This is a genomic window from Collimonas sp. GW821-FHT02H07 (assembly GCF_059421505.1).
In genome coordinates this window covers 199,190-218,423 of record NZ_JBWKVC010000006.1, presented here as the reverse complement: position 1 = coordinate 218,423, position 19,234 = coordinate 199,190, and the positions used below count along the sequence as shown (strand labels likewise).

At 62.6% G+C, this 19,234-nt stretch carries 18 protein-coding genes; all 18 read right to left on the bottom strand.

The features are described from left to right. Positions 1-15: 15 nt before the first annotated feature. Positions 16-498, bottom strand: a complete 483-nt coding sequence (locus AC07V8_RS12050; protein WP_494678319.1) for a YbaK/EbsC family protein — start codon at positions 496-498, stop codon at positions 16-18. A gap of 12 nt (positions 499-510) precedes the next feature. Further along, positions 511-1,296 carry a basic amino acid ABC transporter substrate-binding protein gene (locus AC07V8_RS12045; protein ID WP_494678320.1) on the bottom strand — a complete coding sequence of 262 codons (786 nt, stop codon included), beginning with the start codon at positions 1,294-1,296 and terminating at the stop codon, positions 511-513. Between the two features lie 67 nt (positions 1,297-1,363). Then, the gene (locus AC07V8_RS12040) at positions 1,364-2,272 is read right to left on the bottom strand and encodes a hydroxymethylglutaryl-CoA lyase (protein ID WP_494678321.1); all 909 of its coding nucleotides are present in this window, start codon (positions 2,270-2,272) and stop codon (positions 1,364-1,366) included. Between the two features lie 22 nt (positions 2,273-2,294). Then, on the bottom strand, positions 2,295-3,236 hold the full coding sequence (locus tag AC07V8_RS12035; protein ID WP_494678322.1) for a 2-hydroxyacid dehydrogenase: 942 nt from the start codon (positions 3,234-3,236) through the stop codon (positions 2,295-2,297). 146 nt (positions 3,237-3,382) lie between these two features. Then, positions 3,383-5,401, bottom strand: coding sequence for an acetyl/propionyl/methylcrotonyl-CoA carboxylase subunit alpha (locus AC07V8_RS12030; protein WP_494678323.1), 2,019 nt, complete (start codon positions 5,399-5,401; stop codon positions 3,383-3,385). Positions 5,402-5,420: 19 nt separating this feature from the next. Then, positions 5,421-6,476: a biotin synthase BioB gene (gene bioB, locus AC07V8_RS12025; RefSeq protein ID WP_494678324.1), complete on the bottom strand. Its 1,056-nt coding sequence runs from the start codon at positions 6,474-6,476 to the stop codon at positions 5,421-5,423. Positions 6,477-6,569: 93 nt separating this feature from the next. Beyond that, positions 6,570-7,316: a dethiobiotin synthase gene (gene bioD / locus AC07V8_RS12020; protein WP_494678325.1), complete on the bottom strand. Its 747-nt coding sequence runs from the start codon at positions 7,314-7,316 to the stop codon at positions 6,570-6,572. Continuing rightward, positions 7,309-8,679 carry an adenosylmethionine--8-amino-7-oxononanoate transaminase gene (bioA, locus tag AC07V8_RS12015; RefSeq protein WP_494678326.1) on the bottom strand — a complete coding sequence of 457 codons (1,371 nt, stop codon included), beginning with the start codon at positions 8,677-8,679 and terminating at the stop codon, positions 7,309-7,311. Before bioA ends, bioD begins: the two co-directional genes overlap by 8 nt. Continuing rightward, entirely contained in the window at positions 8,672-9,880 is a 1,209-nt protein-coding gene (bioF, locus tag AC07V8_RS12010) for an 8-amino-7-oxononanoate synthase (protein ID WP_494678327.1), read from the bottom strand. The genes bioA and bioF overlap by 8 nt, the downstream gene beginning before the upstream one ends. Continuing rightward, positions 9,873-11,171: a cytochrome P450 gene (locus AC07V8_RS12005; RefSeq protein ID WP_494678328.1), complete on the bottom strand. Its 1,299-nt coding sequence runs from the start codon at positions 11,169-11,171 to the stop codon at positions 9,873-9,875. The genes bioF and AC07V8_RS12005 overlap by 8 nt, the downstream gene beginning before the upstream one ends. 86 nt (positions 11,172-11,257) lie before the next feature. Next, entirely contained in the window at positions 11,258-12,043 is a 786-nt protein-coding gene (locus AC07V8_RS12000) for an enoyl-CoA hydratase/isomerase family protein (protein WP_494678329.1), read from the bottom strand. A gap of 97 nt (positions 12,044-12,140) precedes the next feature. Continuing rightward, positions 12,141-13,064 (bottom strand): alpha/beta hydrolase family protein, encoded by a 924-nt coding sequence (locus AC07V8_RS11995; protein ID WP_494678330.1) that lies wholly within the window; start codon positions 13,062-13,064, stop codon positions 12,141-12,143. Positions 13,065-13,085: 21 nt separating this feature from the next. Then, complete coding sequence (locus tag AC07V8_RS11990) at positions 13,086-13,430, bottom strand: hypothetical protein (protein ID WP_494678331.1); 345 nt, start codon at positions 13,428-13,430, stop codon at positions 13,086-13,088. Positions 13,431-13,465: 35 nt separating this feature from the next. Continuing rightward, the gene (locus AC07V8_RS11985) at positions 13,466-15,088 is read right to left on the bottom strand and encodes a carboxyl transferase domain-containing protein (protein WP_211471044.1); all 1,623 of its coding nucleotides are present in this window, start codon (positions 15,086-15,088) and stop codon (positions 13,466-13,468) included. A gap of 54 nt (positions 15,089-15,142) precedes the next feature. After that, a complete protein-coding gene (locus tag AC07V8_RS11980) occupies positions 15,143-16,837 on the bottom strand; it encodes an AMP-binding protein (RefSeq protein ID WP_494678332.1) in 1,695 nt (564 codons plus the stop codon). A 47-nt stretch (positions 16,838-16,884) separates the two neighbouring features. Beyond that, positions 16,885-17,286, bottom strand: a complete 402-nt coding sequence (locus AC07V8_RS11975; RefSeq protein WP_494678333.1) for a YchJ family protein — start codon at positions 17,284-17,286, stop codon at positions 16,885-16,887. Beyond that, the gene (locus AC07V8_RS11970; protein WP_494678334.1) at positions 17,283-17,888 is read right to left on the bottom strand and encodes a 2-hydroxychromene-2-carboxylate isomerase; all 606 of its coding nucleotides are present in this window, start codon (positions 17,886-17,888) and stop codon (positions 17,283-17,285) included. Before AC07V8_RS11970 ends, AC07V8_RS11975 begins: the two co-directional genes overlap by 4 nt. 141 nt (positions 17,889-18,029) lie before the next feature. Next, entirely contained in the window at positions 18,030-19,226 is a 1,197-nt protein-coding gene (locus tag AC07V8_RS11965; RefSeq protein WP_494678335.1) for an acetyl-CoA C-acetyltransferase, read from the bottom strand. Positions 19,227-19,234 lie beyond the last annotated feature (8 nt).

Genomic DNA, 19,234 nt, shown 5'->3' with positions numbered 1-19,234 from the left:
CTGAGGCGCCGGCCGTCAGGTCCGCTGCGCGATATCCGCCACCGGCGCCGCAGTCATGTTCACCAGCTGCCGCGGCGTCAGGTTGAAGACGGCATGGGGATGTCCGGCAGCCGCCCAGACGCTGTCCAGCTGCAGCAGGTCCTGGTCGATCAGCATCAGCGTCTTGCCGACGTGGCCGATAGGGCAGACGCCGCCGATGGCGTAGCCGATGCGTTCCTTGACAAAGCGCGCATCAGCCTTGCCCAGCGGCCCGACAATGGCGGCAACCTTGGCTTCATCGACGCGATTGCTGCCGCTGGCGACCACCATCACGGCAGCGTCGTCGGCCAGGCGCCGGAACACGATGGACTTGGCGATCTCGGCCACGCTGCAGCCCAGGCCGGCGGCGGCTTCGGCGGAAGTCTTGCCGGTTGCAGGCAGCATCACGACCGGCCTGTCATGCCCGATGGTTGTCAGCAGATCAGCAACGCGCTGCGCGCTTTCCGGTAATTTTTCCATGCGATCAGCGTCCTACTTGGCAGCGTCAAAATACTGGGCGTGCAGCTTGTCGTAGCTGCCGTCAGCCTTGATGGCTGCCAGGCCATGATTGATTTTCCCCAGCAATGCGGCATTCCCCTTTTGCACCGCGATGCCGAAATACTCTTTCGGGAAATTATCGTCGGTCACCATGCGGATGCCCTTGACCTGGTTGTTGGACAGGTAGTGCACCACCGCGCCCTTGTCAGCGATGACCGCGCTGACGCCGCCGGTTTCCAGCTCTTTCATGGCCAGCGGGGTGGATTCAAAACGCTTGATGTTTGCATTGTTGTCGCCCGCCAGCTTCTGCATCATTTCATCGCCGGTAGAGCCTTGCAGGACGCCGACCTTGAGCGGCTTGAGGTCGGTAATTTTCTGGATCTTGGAATCGTTCGGCACCACGATCACCTGGCCGGCTTCGAAATAGGGATCGGAGAAATCGACAGTCAGCTTGCGCTTCTCGGTGATCGTCAGGCCGGAAGCGATGATGTCGCGGTCACCCTGCGCCAGCGCGGTGAAGATGCCGTCGAAGGGGGTATTGATGAACTTGACCTTGAAGCCTTCTTTTTCCGCGATCGCCTTCAGCACGTCGATATCGAAACCCACCAGCTCCTTTTGCTCGTTTTCGTACTCGAACGGCGCATAGGTGGCGCCGGTGCCCACCACATATTCTTTCACCGCCGCGCTGGCGGCCGGTGCGTCTTCATGCTTGCTGCATGCGCTCAGTGCGCCCAGAGCCAGTACGGTAAGGAAGGCGGTTTTGATCAGAGTATGTTTCATGGCTGTTCCGTTTTCTGTTGATGAGCAAAGCTGGCAGGAGAGATTATGCCTTATGTCCCGTCAGCATTCAGCCGGCGCGCTTGGCTGCAATCGCATTGCCTGCATGGCTGGCCGACTTGCGTCCCAGGTGGCGTGAAATGAACTGGCCGGCATCGACCACCGCATCCAGGTCGATGCCGGTTGCTATGCCCAGTCCCTGCATCAGGTACAGCACATCTTCCGACGCCACGTTGCCGGTCGCGCCCTTGGCGTACGGACAGCCGCCGAGACCGGCGACGGAAGAATGGTAGATCGAAATGCCGACTTCCAGGCTGGCGTAGATATTCGCCAGCGCCTGGCCGTAGGTATCGTGGAAATGGCCGGACAGGCGCTCGATAGGGAATTCCTGCACCAGTCTTTGCATCACGCTGTGGACTTTGTTGGGCGTGGCGACGCCGATGGTGTCGGCAATATCGATTTCGTCGCAGCCGAGGTCGCGCAGCCGATGCAGCACATCGACCACCGAATCGATCCCGACTTCGCCTTGATACGGGCAGCCGAACACGCAGCTGATGCTGCCGCGCAGGCGCTTGCCTTCCTGCTTGGCGAGCCTGGCGACATCGCGGAAGCGTTCTATCGATTCCGCGATCGAACAGTTGATATTCTTTTGCGAGAAAGCCTCGGACGCCGCGCCGAAGATCACCATCTCGTCGGCGCCGGCGGCCAGCGCCGCTTCCAGGCCTTTCATGTTCGGCACCAGGGCGGAATAGATCACGCCCGGCTTGCGCTGGATGGCCGCCATCACTTCAGCCGAAGTAGCCATCTGCGGCACCCATTTCGGCGACACGAATGACGCCGCTTCAATGTTGACGAAGCCGGCCTTGGTGAGCTGGTCGACCAGCGCGATTTTCACATCGGCCGGGATGGTTTCCTTTTCGTTCTGCAAGCCGTCGCGCGGACCGACTTCAACGATTTTCACTTTGCTGGGGAATGTCATTGCCTGCCTCCTGTTTTGCTTATCAGTAGCCGTTGTGGCGATCGATGATGCCGCTCACCGCTTTGCCTTGTTCCAGCAGCCGTATCTTGTCGCTGATCTGCCGCACCGAATCCTCGTCCACCGTGATGGCCGAGATATGCGGGGTAATGCTGATGCGCGGCTCTTGCCAGAACGGATGGTCGGGCGCCAGCGGCTCCTGCTCGAACACGTCCAGCGTTGCCGCGGCGACCTGGCCTTCCTCGATCAGCGCCAGCAGATCCGCCTCGATCACATGGCCGCCGCGGGCAACATTGATCAAGTATGCGCCCTCTTCGCCCTTCTGCAGTTTCTGCAGGTTTTCCCGGTTAACGATGCCGCGCGTGGCGTCAGTCAACGGCAGGATGCAGACCAGCACCCGCGACGCCCGCAGGAAATCGTCGAGCGCGTCGTCGCCGACAAAATTGCGCACGCCCGGCAAATCCTTGGGTGTACGGCTCCAGCCATTCAGGGGAAACTCAAAATGATGCAATGCCGCGGCGATGCGCGAGCCGAGCACGCCGAGGCCAAGGATGCCGATGCTGAATGCGCGCTTGTCAGGCTCCGGCAACGGCTGCCATTCACGGCGCGCAGCCTGTTGCCGGTAAACATCGTAGCGGCCGAAATAGCCGAGCACGGCATGCGTGACATAGCTGGCCATCTGGACCGCCATGCCGCCGTCTTCGATGCGGATCAGCGGCACGCCGGCCGGCAGCGCGTCGCCCAGTTTCAGGATGGCGTCGACGCCGGCGCCAAGGTTGAATATCGCCTTCAGATCGTGGCGTCCTTGCAGCATCGCTGCCGGCGGACGCCACACCAGGGCGTAATCGGCGGGGGCGTTGTCGCCTTCCTGCCAGAAGCGGATGTCGGCTTGCGGCAGGGCTTTGCCGAAGTCGGCGATCCAGGTTTCGAAATCGCTGCCTGGGGGTACGTAACACAGGAGTTTCACTGTTTTGTCCTCTTGCTGTCTTGCCTGTATAAAGCGAATGCGGCGGTTCTTGCTCCGTAGGCCGTCAATTGGGGTCAGAGCCGCACGGGGAGTGTAATTTACGACGATGAGACTGTCGTAAAAAAACTCTGACCCCAATTGACTGCTTATGCCGGTTTGAAGGCCAGCAGCTGCGCCGATTCGCTGACCTGGTCGCCTACTGCGTACAGCAGTTCTTCGACCAGTCCATCGGCGGGGGCGGCGATGGTGTGCTCCATTTTCATTGCTTCCATGATCAGCAATGGTGCGCCTTTTTTCACCTGTTCGCCCTGGGTCACCAGTAGCGCGACGATCTTGCCCGGCATCGGCGCGGTGAGGCGGCCGCCTTCGGCTTCGGCGTCGCCGGCGTGCAGCAGCGGATCGAGATAGCCCAGCGTGTGCTGGCTGCCAGCGTAGAACACGTGGAACTGTTCGCCTTCACGCACCACGGTGCCGGCCACGGTGCGGTCGCCGAGGCTGATTTCAATCTCGTTGCCGGTTTGATGCAGCACAGTCATCTGGCGGAAACTCTCGCCCTGCAGCTGCGCATGGTGCAACAGCCAGCGGCTGCCTTCATACATGACGTCCAGCGCTTCGGGCTGGTCGCCGTCGGTGAAGGCGAGCCGGCGCTGCAGGTTGCTGTTCAGGCGCCAGCCGTCGGTGCTGGTCCAGGGATCGCTGCCGGCGTTCTTGACGGCATTGCGTTCCGACAGCAGCAGCGATGCCGCCGCCAGCGCCAGTATTTCGATCGCCACTGGCGCAGCAGCCGGAAACAGCGCGTCGTGATGGCGTTCGATCAGGCCGGTATCCAGGTCCGCTTGCGAAAATGCCTCGCTCTCGATCAAGCGCTGCAGGAATTTGACGTTGCTGGCGAGGCCGACGATCTGGTATTGCGCCAGCGCAGTCGTCATCGCCGCCAGCGCCTGCTGCCGGTCCGCGCCCCAGACGATCAGCTTGGCGATCATCGGGTCGTAGAACGGCGAAATGGCGTCGCCCTCGCGCACGCCGGAATCGATGCGCACGATACTCGTGGCGGATTGGCTGACCTCAAATGCGCTTGCTGCCGGCGTGCGCAGATGGCGCAGGGTGCCGATCGACGGCAGGAAGCCCTTGTCCGGATTTTCCGCGTAGATGCGCGCTTCCAGCGCGTGGCCGCTGAGTTTCAGCTGATCCTGTTTCAGCGGCAGCGGCTGGCCGGAGGCTACCCGTAACTGCCATTCGACCAGATCGAGGCCGGTGATCATTTCCGTCACCGGATGTTCGACCTGCAAGCGCGTGTTCATTTCCATGAAATAGAAAGAACCGTCCTGGTTGGCGATGAACTCGACCGTGCCGGCGCCGACATAGCCGACCGCCTTGGCGGCTGCCACCGCGGCTTCGCCCATGGCGCGCCGGCGTTCCGCCGTCATGCCCGGCGCCGGCGCTTCTTCCAGGACCTTTTGATGGCGCCGCTGCACCGAGCAGTCGCGCTCGAACAGGTAGACGCAATCGCCCTGAGTATCGGCAAACACCTGGATCTCGATATGGCGCGGACGGGTCAGGTAACGTTCCACCAGCACCTTGTCGTCGCCGAAGCTGTTGATCGCTTCGCGCTTGCAGGAAGCCAGCGCCGCCTTGAAATCGGCGCTTTGCTCGACGATGCGCATGCCCTTGCCGCCGCCGCCGGCGCTGGCCTTGAGCAGCACCGGATAGGTGATCTTGTCGGCTTCGCTCTGCAGGAATTCCGCATCCTGGTTGTCGCCGTGATAGCCAGGCACCAGCGGCACCTTGGCTTTTTCCATCAAGGCCTTGGCGGCCGATTTCGAGCCCATGGCTGAGATCGCGCTGGCCGGCGGGCCGATGAACACCAGGCCGGCCTTGGCGCAGGCTTGCGCAAACTGTGCGTTCTCGGACAGGAAGCCGTAGCCCGGATGAATCGCCTGCGCACCGGTGGCCAAAGCCACTTCGATGATCTTGTCGGCGCGCAGATAGCTTTCCTTGGCCGCGGCCGGGCCGATCAGCACCGCTTCGTCGCATACCGCGACATGCTTGGCGCCGGCGTCGGCGTCGGAATATACGGCCACGGTCTTGATGCCCATGCGCCGTGCGGTGGCTGCCACGCGGCAGGCGATCTCGCCGCGGTTGGCGATCAGGATTTTGGTAAACATGCGGTCTCCCCCTTTATATTTATTGTTTCTGGGTGTTGTTGGCGGCGGCGTCAGCGGTGACTTCGCAGCGCGCGTCGAACGCCGAGGAGCGCGAATGCATGCCGAGTTTCTCCAGCAAGGCGCGGTCTTCTTCCACTTCCGGATTGCCGGTGGTGAGCAGCTTGTCGCCGTAGAAAATCGAGTTGGCGCCGGCCAGGAAGCACAGCGACTGGATCGCCTCGCCCATCTGACGACGGCCGGCCGACAGGCGCACCCGTGCTTTCGGCATGGTGATGCGCGCTACCGCCACGGTGCGCACGAATTCGAACAGGTCGATCGGGTCGATGCCGTGTAAAGGCGTGCCTTCCACCTGCACCAGGTTATTCACCGGCACCGATTCCGGATACGGTTCCAGATTGGCCAGCTGCGCCACCAGGCCGGCGCGCTGCAGGCGCGATTCGCCCATGCCGACGATGCCGCCGCAGCAGACCTTGATGCCGGCGCCGCGTACGCTGTCGAGCGTGTCCAAGCGGTTCTGATAGTCGCGGGTGGTGATGATGTCGCCGTAGATTTCCGGCGCGGTATCCAGATTGTGATTGTAGTAATCGAGGCCGGCGCCCTTCAGGCGTTCAGCCTGGCCTTCGCCCAGCATGCCCAGCGTGGCGCAGGTTTCCAGGCCGAGAGCTTTCACTTCACGCACCATTTCTTCGACCTTTTCCAGGTCGCGGTCCTTCGGCTCGCGCCATGCCGCGCCCATGCAGAAACGGGTGGCGCCGTGGGCCTTGGCCTGGCGCGCCGCTTCCAGCACGGTGTCCAGCGGCAGGATCTTTTGCGCGGTGACGCCGGTGTCGTAGCGCGCCGCCTGCGGACAGTAGCCGCAGTCTTCCGGACAGCCGCCGGTCTTGATCGACAGCAGCGTCGCCAGTTCGACTTCGTTCGGATCGAAATTCTCGCGATGCGTCTGCTGCGCCTTGAACATCAGTTCGTTGAACGGCAGGTTGAACAGTTCCAGCACTTTCTCTACCGGCCATTTGGCATCTTCAGGGAACACCATAGGCTTGGCGGCTGGATGCAGTGTAATTGGTTGCGATGACATGATCAGACTTCCTTTGTATTGAGTTTAATATTAATTGCGGGACAGAGTTTAAGAGCCACCGCAGCGTGGCGAATTACTCTGTCCCCAACTGACTTAAAAAGAGCGATTGCCGGGTGGCTCAGGCCACCCCGGCAAACTGGAAAAATTCAGATGGCTGGCCGCTGCCGCGGTCAGCGCCTTGGCCGGCAAGGCATCCATGCGCGGCACGTGGCCCAGCAACGGCGCATCAATGCGGCTGCTGAGCGCGGCGATATTGGCGTCGCCGTTCAGCATGTGAACATCGGCCGTGTTGGCGACCCAGCCGGCCAGACGCAAGCCGCGCGCGGCGATCGCTTCCACCGTCAGCATGGCGTGGTTGATGCAGCCCAGCCGCAAGCCGACCACCAGCACCACCGGCAAGCCAAGCTGCCGCGCCAGGTCGGCGGTGTCTTCGCGGTCGTTGAGCGGCACGCGGAATCCGCCGACGCCTTCGACCACCAGCGCATCGGCCTGCTCTGCCAGCTGTCGGTAACACGACAGAATGTGGGATACCTCGATGGTCCGGTTCTCTTGCGCCGCGGCGATGTGCGGCGCGGTCGGCTGCTGCAGCAGAAACGGCGTGGTCAGTTCCTGCGGCAACGCCACGCTGGCTTCCGCCGCCAGGATATCGGCATCGTCGTTATGCCAGACGCCGTCGCGCAATGCGGCGCCGGCCGCCACCGGCTTCATGCCGGCGCTGCGCACGCCGGCTTTTGTCAGCGCATGCAGCATGGCGCTGGCGATCAGCGTCTTGCCGATTTCGGTATCGGTGCCGGCGATGAACCAGGCGGCTTTTGCTTGTTTGCTGGCGACGTTACTCATGACCGATCACGCTTTCAAAAACGGCTGCGGTGCGTGCACCCAGCAGGGCGATTTCTTCATCGTCCAGGATATACGGCGGCATCAGGTAGACGGTCTTGCCGATCGGCCGCATCAGCAATTCATGTTCCACCGCGCTGCTGAAAAAGCGCCGCGAAAATGTGGCTGCATGCGCCTTGCTGTCGATCACCGCGTCGAAGGCCCAGATCATGCCGCGCTGGCGGAAGTGCTTTACTTTCGGATGCTGCGCCAAAGGCGCCAGCGCCGCGGTGATCTTTTGCGCGCGCAGGCGGTTGGCGTTGAGCACATCGTCTTCCTCAAAGATTGCCAGCGTCGCCAGGGCGGCGCGGCAAGCCAGCGGGTTGCCGGTATAGGAGTGCGAATGCAGGAAGCCGCGCGCGACGTCGCTGTCGTAGAAGGCCTGATAGATTTCATCGCGCGTCATCACCAGCGACAAGGGCAGGTAGCCGCCGCTGATGCCTTTCGACAGGCAGAGGAAGTCCGGCCAGATCGGCGCTTCATCCGGCAGCGCTGCCTGCTCGGAGGCAAAGAAAGTGCCGGTGCGGCCGCAGCCGACTGCGATCTCGTCAAAGATCAGATGCACTTTATAGCGGTCGCACAAGGCGCGCAGCTCGCGCAGATAACCCGGATCGTGCATCGCCATGCCGGTGGCGCATTGCACCAGCGGCTCGATGATGACGGCGGCGATGTGGCTGGAGCGTTGCTGCAGCAGCTTTTCCAGCACCGCGGCGGCGCGATGGGCGACCTCGGCGGCGCTTTCGCCGTCACGCGCAGCACGCGCATCGGGCGAGGCCACCACGTGCGCCTGCCGCAGCAAGGGGCCGTAGGCATCGCGGAAAAGCGGCACGTCGGTGACTGCCAGCGCGCCGATGGTTTCGCCGTGGTAGCTGCCCTTGAGGCAGACAAATTCCTGCTTGTCGCCGTAGCCGGCATTACGCCAGGCGTGGAAACTCATCTTCAGCGCAATCTCGACCGCCGAAGCGCCGTCCGAGGCATAGAAGCAATGCCCCAGCACATGGCCGGTGCGCGCCGCCAGCTGTTCCGACAGCTGCACCACCGGTTCATGGGTAAAGCCGGCCAGCATCGCATGTTCCAGCTGGTCGAGCTGGTCCTTCAGGGCGGCATTGATGCGCGGATTGGCATGGCCGAACAGATTGACCCACCAGGAACTGATCGCATCCAGGTAGCGCTTGCCGTCGGTGTCGTAAAGCCAGGCGCCGCGGCCGCGGCTGACCGGGATCAGCGGCACCGATTCATGATGCTGCATTTGCGTGCACGGATGCCAGACGCTGGCCAGGCTGCGCTGGACCAGGCCGGACTTGGGCGCGGATATGTTTTTATTCAACGATGCTCCTTGCCATGCCGCCCGCGTCAACGCCGGCATGCTGCTCTGCCAGCGCATGCAATGCGCTGATCAGTTGATCTACTTGTTCGTTGCTGTGCGCCGCCGACAGCGAGATGCGCAGGCGCGCCGTATCTTTCGGCACGGTGGGCGGCCGGATCGCCGGCACCCAGATGCCCTGCTCGCGCAAGCCTTCCATCAGGTCCAGCGCCAGCTGGTTGTCTCGCACAATCATGGCTTGCACCGCCGTTGCCGACGGCAGCAAAGGCCATGGCAAGCTGGCCAGGCCGTTGCGCAAGCGCGCGATCAGCTGCTGCAGATGCTGCTGCCGCCAATCTTCCGTCTGCATCAGCCGGACTGCCGCCAGCAAGGCGCTGGCCAGCAGCGGCGGACTGGCGGTCGTGAAGATATAAGTGCGGGCGCGCTGCAGCAGCCATTCGATCAGGGTGGCATCGCCGGCGACAAAGGCGCCAGCCACGCCGGCTGCCTTGCCCAGCGTCCCCATGTACAGGATGCGTTGCGACTTCAGGCCGAAATGGGCGACGCTGCCGCGCCCTTGCGGCCCCAGCACGCCGAAGCCGTGGGCGTCGTCGACCAGCAGCCAGGCATCGTATTTCTCGCACAGGGCCAGCAGCTCGGGCAGCGGTGCGATGTCGCCGTCCATGCTGAAAATGGCGTCGGTGACCACCAGCTTGCGCGGATGCGTGCTCTTTGCCAGCAGCTGTTCCAGTCGCGCTACGTCGTTGTGCGGATAAACACGGAACTGGGCGCCGGACAGACGGGCGCCGTCGATCAGGCAAGCGTGGTTCAGCCGGTCCGAAAACACGACGTCGCCGGCGCCGACCAGCGCCGGAATGGTTCCCATATTGGCCATGTAGCCAGTGGAGAAATGCAGCGCGCGCGGCATGCCGACGAAATCGGCCAGCGTCTGCTCCAGCTCTTCCACCACGCTGGTATGGCCGCTGATCAGCGCCGAGGCGCTGGCGCCGACGCCGTACTTGTCCAACCCCGCTTGTGCCGCCGCATGCAGGGCGGGATGATTGGCCAGGCCGAGATAATCGTTATTGCAGAAAGCCAGGTACTGGCGGCCGTCGACCTCCAGCAAGGGTCCTTGCGGGCCCTCGACGACGCGGCGCTTGCGCAGCAGCTTTTGCTCTTGCAGCGCATCCAGCTGGGCGCGGATCTGCTTCAGCAGCTCAGGCATAGTCGGCTTCCACTGCCAGTGCGCTTGCCAACCGCGCTGGATGAGCGAATTGCAAGGGCAAGGCGTTCAGGCTGCGGTAGACGGCATTCCCGCCCCACGACTGCGTGGCGCCGGCCAGCCGCAACTGCGGCAGGCGCTGCATCACGCTGCGCATGGCGATTTCCGCTTCCAGGTAGGTCAGCGTGGCGCCGATACAGACATGCGGGCCGTAGCCGAAGGACAGATGGGCGCCCTCGTTGCGCTGGATGTCGAGCCGGTCCGGCTCGCTGAACTTGGCCGGATCGCGGTTGGCGGCGCCGATCAGCGGAATCACCAGGTCGCCCTTTTTCATTACCTTGCCATGCATCTCGACGTCGACCTTGAGGCGGCGGCCGGTGTATTGCACCGGGCTGTCGAAACGCAGCAATTCCTTCAGCGCCGACGGCAGCAGCGCCGGATCGGCTTGCAGGGCTTGCCATTGCTGCGGATGCTGCAGCAGCGCCAGCATGCCGTTGCCGAGCAGGTTGCGGGTGGTTTCATGGCCGGCGAACAGCAGGGTGCAGCATTGCGCCAGCAATTCCTTGGTGGTGACGATGCCGCCCGTCGCTTCCGCGCGGATCAGCTGGCTCATCAGGTCGTCGCCCAGGGCCGCGCGCCGTTGCGGCAGCAGCTGGCGGAAATACTCGTTCATTGCAATCAGGCTGACCTGGGCGGCGCGGGCAATCTCCAGGGTCGGCGTCGGGCTGCCGATGAAGGCCGCGATATCGTCGGACCAGGCGACGAACTCGCTGCGGTCTTCGGCGGCGATGCCGAGCATGCTGGCGATTACCAGGGCTGGCAGCGGACGGGCGAAATCGCGCATGAAATCGAACTGAGCAAACTGAGCAAACTGAGCAAATTGCGCAAACTGCCCCGATGGCGTAGCGGCAGCTTTTGCCAATACCTCATCCAGCAAACGGTCGACAATGGTTTGTATCTGCGGCGCCAGTTCTTGCAATGCCGCCGGCTTGAAGCCGGCATTCATCACCTGCCGCAGGCGGGTGTGCTGCGGGGCGTCGACGAACAGCAGCGAGCGCGAAAAGATGCGCTTGAATTCGCGCAGCTCGGTCAGCGCTTCCGGCCCGCTGCTGTTGGCCCAGCCGCCGGCACGCCGCACCGAGAAGCGCGGATCGCGCAGCACGCTGGCGACATCGGCGTGGCCGGTCAGCAGCCAGGCGCCGCCGCAGAATTCGGGGCTCCAATGCAGCGCGCCCTCGGCACGCAGGGCGTGATAGGCGGGATAGGGATCTTGCAAAAAAGCTTCGTTAATCATTTGTTATCGCATTTACTCTCTTTTTCAGCACTTGATTCGGCAAAATCGCAGCTGCAAGGACGAGATTGTATGTGATTGCGCCGCAATCACTGCAGCCAGGACGGTTTACGCTTCTCCAGGAAGGCGCGCACGCCCTCCCGCCCTTCAGTGGAAGCACGGATTTTCGCAATCTCTTCGACCGTGTCGGCGATCATGGTTTCGCTCAGCGGCTGCCCGGCAATCCCGCGCACCAGGCGCTTGGCTTCGCTGACCGCATTCGGACTTGCCGCCAGCAAGGCCTTGAGCAGCAGGTTGACGCTGTCATCGAGTTTTTCCGCCGGGCTGACTTCATGCACCAGGCCGAGCCGCTGGGCGGTCTCGGCGGAGAAGCGTTCGGCGGTAATAAAGTAGCGGCGCGCGGCCGACTCGCCGATGGACTTGATGACATAAGGAGAAATGGTGGCCGGGATCAAGCCGATTTTCACTTCCGACAGGCAAAACTGCGCCGCTTCGACCGCCACCACGATATCGCAGGCGGCAACCAGCCCGAGGCCGCCGGCGTAGCAGTCGCCTTGCACACGAGCGATTACCGGCTTGGAACATTGGTAAATGGTGCGCAGCATGCTTGCCAGCTGTGCCGCGTCGGCGCGGTTCTGCTCCGGCGTGTAATCCGCCATCGCCTTCATCCAGTTGAGATCGCCGCCGGCGCAGAATGCCGGACCGTCGGCCGCCAGCACGATCGCCCGCACCTGCTCGCTGCGCCCCAGTTCCAGGAAGGCGTGGGTAATCTCGGCAATCATGGTTTCATTGAAGGCATTACGCACTTCCGGCCGGTTGAGCACGATGGTGGCAACCTGCCCCGCCTGTTGTACCGCTAAAGTCTGATAAGTCACTGTTTGATCTCCGTTGGCCGAATCACTCCAGCCCAATAAATAAAAGCGCGTTCCGGACCTGCATCGCAAGCAGCCGGCACGGCAAAATAACTCTGCATCATTTACTCGCCGGCTCCGCGGCAAACCCTACCCGGTCCAGGAAGGCGGCCACCACCGGCGCCCAGACCTTGGTCCCGGAAGAAAACAGGAAATGCCCGTTCTTGCCAAACGGCGGCAGCAATTTGTATTCGGCCTGGCCGCCGGCCTTGGTGAAGGCCGCATGCCACTGCTGGCTGTATTGCGGCCCGAAGAACAAGTCGTTTTCGGTGTAGACCCACAGCATCGGCGCCTTGCTGGTCTTGCCGAATTCGGCATACATGCTCTCCAGCTTGCTTCCCTGGCAAGGCACGCCGGGATGCTTGTCCGGGTCGCCGCCGGCGCCGCCGGCAAAATTGATCGCCGCCACCAGGCCCGGCGGCATGCGGGCAGCAGTCGCGGTGGTGGTATAACCGCCTACCGATTGACCGACCAGCAGCACGCGCTCGGGCTTGACGTAAGGCTGGCGCCTGGCGTAGTCGAGCACAGCCAGCACTTCCGCACTGGCTGCCGCGGCCATCGGCGCATAGTCTTTCTGGTTGCAGCCGCCGCTTTCCTCAGGATCGGGCTCGACGCCGGTATCGCCATAGCCTAGCCGGGTCGGCACGAACACGGCAAAGCCGCGCTCGGTGAAGAAACGCACCTGCTGCGTATAGCGGAAACGCGGCGGCTTGGAGCGGTCGGTAGCGCTGCGGCCGTGACTGATGATCGCCAGCGGGAACGGCCCGGCGCCGGCCGGCTTGAATTGCGTGACGATGACGTCGCCGCTGACGCTGCGGCCGTAGAAATTCTTGACCGTCACCGGCAGCTTGGTGACGGTTTCATTCAAATCCTGCGCCAGCGGCTGTGCCGAAGCATGGCTAAACCAGACGCACAGGCATAGGCTCGCGCAAACCGCGGCAAAAGACGCGGTCCGCTGGCTATGTGAGCGTATGGATTTATTCATGATCATTCAATCGTTTGCCTGTCATTCGCCCTGCGGAGCGCGGCCGGCCAGGTAGACCAGCGCTTGTTTCAGTGCCTTGTTGCAGACGATATCGTCTTCGTAGCCGTTCTTGAAGCCAGGCTGGATCTCGCCCGGCAACATAATCATGCCTTCCGGTATGGCGGAACCGAAGACGAAGGCCATATCGCCGCCGCTGACCGCCGCACTGCCTTCAGCCGCCGGCGCCTGCTGCGCCGTCTTCGGCGAGACCACTGGGCCGACCGGCAGCACCAGCCTGGTATTGCGGGCTTGCGCCATGCCTTGCCAGCAGAGGGCGGCAAGCACGCAGCTCAAAATGACATGACGCCTGTTTGTGAATGTGAACATTTTTATTTTCTTATCCCTGTTTATGCGCCAGCCGCTTACATCCGGAACACGCCGAATTTGGTATCGGCAATCGGCGCATTCAAAGCGGCGCTCAAACCCAGGCCCAATACCCGGCGCGTATCGGCCGGATCGATCACGCCGTCGTCCCACAGGCGCGCTGAAGCGTAATACGGATGGCCCTGGTGCTCGTACTGGTCGCGGATCGGCTTCTTGAATGCCTCTTCTTCCTCAGCGCTCCAGCTGCCGCCCTTGCCTTCGATGCCATCGCGCTTGACGGTCGCCAGCACGCCGGCGGCCTGCTCGCCGCCCATCACTGAAATGCGGGCGTTAGGCCACATCCACAGGAAGCGCGGCGAATAGGCCCGGCCGCACATGCCGTAGTTGCCGGCGCCGAAGCTGCCGCCGATGATCACGGTCAGCTTCGGCACCGAAGTGGTCGCCACCGCGGTCACCATCTTGGCGCCGTTGCGGGCGATGCCTTCATTTTCGTAGCGGCGGCCGACCATGAAGCCGGTGATGTTTTGCAGGAACACCAGCGGAATCTTGCGCTGCGAGCAGAGTTCGATGAAGTGCGTGCCCTTCAGGGCGGCTTCGGAAAACAGGATGCCGTTGTTGGCGATGATGCCGACCGGCATGCCGTAGATGTGGGCGAAGCCGCAGATCAGCGTGGTGCCGTAGCGCGCCTTGAATTCGTCGAATTCGCTGCCGTCGACCACGCGCGCGATCACTTCTCGCACATCGAAAGGCTTGCGGGTGTCGACCGGAATTACGCCGTACAGTTCGTGCGCCGGATATTTCGGCTCCACCACCGGGCGCAGCAGCGGGCCTTGCGGCTTTTGCCGGTTCAGGTTGGAGACGATGGTGCGCGCCAGCGACAATGCGTGCATATCGTTCTGCGCCAGATGATCGGCCACGCCGGACAGACGGGTATGGACGTCGCCGCCGCCCAGGTCTTCGGCGCTGACGACTTCACCGGTGGCGGCTTTCACCAGCGGCGGTCCGGCCAGGAAAATCGTGCCCTGGTTCTTGACGATGATCGATTCGTCGCTCATCGCCGGCACATAGGCGCCGCCGGCGGTGCACGAGCCCATCACCACGGCGATCTGCGGAATGCCCTTGGCCGACAGGTTGGCCTGGTTGTAGAAGATGCGGCCGAAGTGGTCGCGGTCGGGGAAGACTTCGTCCTGGTTGGGCAGGTTGGCGCCGCCGCTGTCGACCAGGTAGATGCAAGGCAGATTGTTCTGCTCGGCGATTTCCTGCGCCCGCAGGTGCTTCTTGACGCTGAGCGGATAGTAGGTGCCGCCCTTGACCGTGGCGTCATTGCAGACCACCACGCATTCCTGGCCGGCGATGCGACCGATGCCGGTGATCACGCCGGCGGCCGGCGCGGCGTCGCTGCCGTCCTTGTCCTTGTAGACGTGGTAGGCGGCAAGCTGGGAAAACTCCATGAAGGGCGTGCCGGGATCGAGCAGCATCTGCACCCGGTCGCGCGGCAGCAATTTGCCGCGCGCCACATGCTTGCTGCGCGCCGCCTCGCCGCCGCCTTCAGCGATCTGCGCGACTTTCTGGCGCAGGTCGTCGACCAGCAGGTTGAGGGCGCTGGCGTTTTGCTGGAATTCTTCGCTGCGTGGATTCAGCTTGCTTTCTAACTGGGGCATTGCAATGTCCTTTTATAGATCTGATGTCTCTGATGTTGTCGTGGAATACGGTGCTCAGGCGGTGCGGACGTCGTTCAGGTGCAGCTCGTCCTTCATCGCTTCGCGGATCTTGAATTTCTGTATCTTGCCGGTGACGGTCATCGGGAAAGCCGCGACGAAGCGGATGTAGCGCGGCACCTTGTAGTAAGCGATCTGGCCCTGGCAAAAATCGCGTATGGCTTGTTCGTCCGCACTCTGGCCGGGACGCAGGATGATCCAGGCGCACAATTCCTCGCCATATTTCGGGTCCGGCACGCCGACCACCTGCACGTCTTGCACAGCCGGGTGGCGGTACAGAAACTCTTCTATCTCGCGCGGGTAGATATTCTCGCCGCCGCGTATCACCATGTCCTTCATGCGGCCAACGATGTTGACGTAGCCTTCCGCATCCATCACCGCCAGGTCGCCGGTATGCATCCAGCCTTCGGCGTCGATCGCTTCACGCGTTTTGTCAGCATCGCCCCAGTAGCCGTGCATCACCGAATAGCCGTGCGTGCACAGTTCGCCGGAACTGCCGATAGGCATGATGGCGCCGGATTCCGGATCGATGATTTTCACCTGCAGATGCGGCTGCACCGTGCCGACCGTCGACACCCGCTTCTCCAGCGGCGTGTCGGTCATGCTCTGGCAGCTGACCGGGCTGGTTTCCGTCATGCCGTAGGCAATCGTGATCTGCGCCAGGTGCATGTCGCGCACCACGCGTTTCATCACTTCGATCGGACAGGGCGAGCCGGCCATGATCCCGGTGCGCAAGGTCGACAGGTCGAATTCGGCAAAGCGCGGATGGTCGAGCTCGGCGATGAACATGGTCGGCACGCCGTGCAAGCCGGTGCAGCGCTCTTCCTGCACTGCCTGCAGCACCGCGAGCGGCTCAAAACCATCATTCGGATAGACGATGGTGGCGCCGTGCGTCAGGCAGGCCAAATTGCCCAGCACCATGCCGAAGCAGTGATACAGCGGCACCGGGATGCACAGGCGGTCGGCCGCAGTCAGCTTCATCGCTTCGCCGATGAAAAAGCCGTTGTTCAGGATATTGCGGTGAGTCAGCGTCGCGCCCTTGGGAAAACCGGTGGTGCCGCTGGTGAACTGGATATTGATCGGATCGGTGGCGCGCAAGCTGCTGCCGATCTCGGCCAGCCGCGGATCGGCCGCATCGCCGCCGGCGATCAGGTCGGCGAAACGCAGCATGCCGGGCACGGCTTCGCTGCCGAGCTGGATCACGGTTTTCAGGGTCGGCAGGCGCGCGGCCTGCAAGCCGCCCGCTTGAGACGTCGCCAGTTCCGGCGCCACGGTGCGTATCATTTCCAGGTAGTCGCTGGTCTTGAAGCTGGTCATCGAGATCAATGCCTTGCAGCCGACATTGTTGAGCGCATATTCCAGCTCGCTGACGCGGTAGGCGGGATTGATATTCACCAGGACGATGCCGGCATAGGCGGTCGCCAGCTGCGTCAGCAGCCACTCGGCATTGTTGTGCGACCAGATGCCGATGCGGTCGCCCGGCTGCAGGCCGAGCTTGAGCATGGCGCTGGCCAGGCGCCGCGCCTCGTGCCGCAGCTGGCGGTAGCTGAAGCGGATGTTCTGATGGCGCGACACCAGCGCATCGTTGTCTGGAACCTGCGCGGCCATGCCGTCGAAAAATGCGCCTATGGTCTGCTCGATCAGCGGCGTATCCTGGCTGCCGCGAGCTATGCTGGAATTTAATTGCGTCATGATCTTGTCTCCTGTTTGCCTTGCTTATATTTCCCGGGCTTGTTTTATTATTTCTCGGGAAAACTGCCATCGACATAAAACCAGCGCGATACGCCCGCCGCATCAGGCTCACGCACAAAGCGGCTGACCTCGTGCAGGCGATGGGCGCGGCCATCGATCTTGTAGCGCGCCACAAATTCAACCGTTGCGCTGTTGCCCGCCGCCTCGTGCTTGCGCACATCCAACCCCAGCCATTTCAAGCCGGCTTCCGCCGCCACCGGCTCCTGCGGCCGGGTGCTGGCATGCCAGGTCGCCTGCAGATAGGCGCCGTCATCCATCACATAGGCGCTATAGCGCGAGCGCATCAGCGCCAGCGCCGTCGGCGCCACTTCCTTGCCCGCGTGATAGCGGCCGCAGCATTGCGCGTATTTGCCGCTGCCGCAAGGGCAGTCTACGATTGCAGCCGTCAAATCTTGCCATCCCGCATGAATGCTTCGAGCTGATCGAAACGGTCGAAACCCCAGAACGCTTCGCCGTCGACGATCACGAATGGCGAGCCGAACACGCCGCGCGCCATGGCCAGGTCGACTTCGGCTTTCAGCTGGTTCTTGATCGGCAGGCTGTTGATGCCATCCATCAGGCCGGTGGTGTCGATGCCGCTGCGATGGCCGACTTCCAGCAGGTGCATCGGTTCGCCGATATTGATGCCGTCGACAAAATACGCCTGGTAAATTTGCTTGGCGAATTTGCTGGCCTTGTCCTCGCCCTGCTTGCCGCGCACCCACAGCACGGCGCGCGCCGCCGCCTGGGTCGAGATCGGAAAAGCGCTCGGGCGGCTGTAGGGAATGCCGTGGAAACGCGCGCTGCGCTCGAAATCGTGGAACGAGTAATCGCCCTTGATCGGCACCTGCGGCAAGGGCACTGAACCGGTGGTCTTGAACACCGGCCCGAGCAGGATCGGATGCCATTCGACATCGCGCTTGTACTTGGCCGCCAGCGCATCGATGCGGGTGGCAGCGAAGTAGCCGTAGGGAGACGAAAAATCGAAGTAGAAATCTATTGCTGCAGCCATGTTTGTTACCTTGTCTAAATCGCAATTCATGAAGTCAAATAGCAAAGATCAGCGTGAATCCGCGGCAATGCCACGGAAAAACGCTGATCTTTTGCTGCTTGCTACGGTGCTGCGTGAACTACATCCTGCGTGCGCGAACTATCAGACAAGTTCAACGGCAATTGCCGTGCCTTCGCCGCCGCCGATGCACAGCGACGCCACGCCGCGCTTGAGGCCCTTGGCCTTCAGCGCGCCCAGCAGCGTGACGATGATGCGCGCGCCGGAAGCGCCGATAGGATGGCCGAGGGCGCAAGCGCCGCCGTGGACGTTGATCTTGTCGTGCGGGATGTCGTGCTCTTTCATGGCGGCCATGGGCACCACGGCGAACGCTTCATTGACTTCATACAGATCGACGTCGCTGTTCTTCCAGCCGACCTTCTTGTACAGCTTTTCAATTGCGCCGACCGGTGCGGTGGTGAACCATTCCGGTTCCTGCGAGTGGCTGGCGTGGCCGAGGATGCGGGCAATCGGCGTGCAGCCGAGTTTCTTGGCGGTCGATTCGCGCATCAGCACCAGCGCCGCGGCGCCGTCGTTGATCGAAGACGAGGAGGCGGCAGTAATGGTGCCGTCTTTCTTGAACGCTGCGCGCAGCGAAGGGATCTTGTCGACTTTGGCTTTTTGCGGGCCTTCGTCCTTGTCGATCACCACTTCGCCGGCACGGCTGGTGACGGTGACCGGCGCGATTTCCCATTTGAAGGAGCCGTCGGCGGTAGCGGCCTGCGCGCGCTGCACCGACGCGATGGCAAAGGCGTCCTGGTCGGCGCGGCTGAAATGGTATTTGGCGGCGCATTCTTCGCCGAAAGTACCCATCGATCGGCCGCCGCCGGTTTCGCCCTTGGAATAGGCATCTTCCAGGCCATCCAGCATCATGTGGTCGAAAATCATGCCGTGGCCGATGCGGTAGCCGCCGCGTGCTTTCGGGATCAGGTAAGGCGCATTGGTCATCGATTCCATGCCGCCCGCGACCACGACTTCGTTAGTCCCTGCCAGCAGGGAATCGACACCGAACATGGTGGCTTGCATGGCTGAACCGCATACCTTGGAGATGGTGGCGGCATTGGTGCCGACCGGCAGGCCGGCCTTGATGGTGGCCTGGCGCGCCGGCGCCTGGCCCTGGCCCGCTTGCAGCACATTGCCGAACAACACGGCGTCGACTTGTTCCGGCTTCAGGCCGGCGCGCTCTACCGCGGCCTTGATCGCCACGGCGCCCAGATCAGTGGCGGTCAACGCCGCAAAATCACCCTGAAACGCACCCATTGGAGTACGTGCTGCACCGACGATAACGATTGGGTCATTCATGTTGCTTC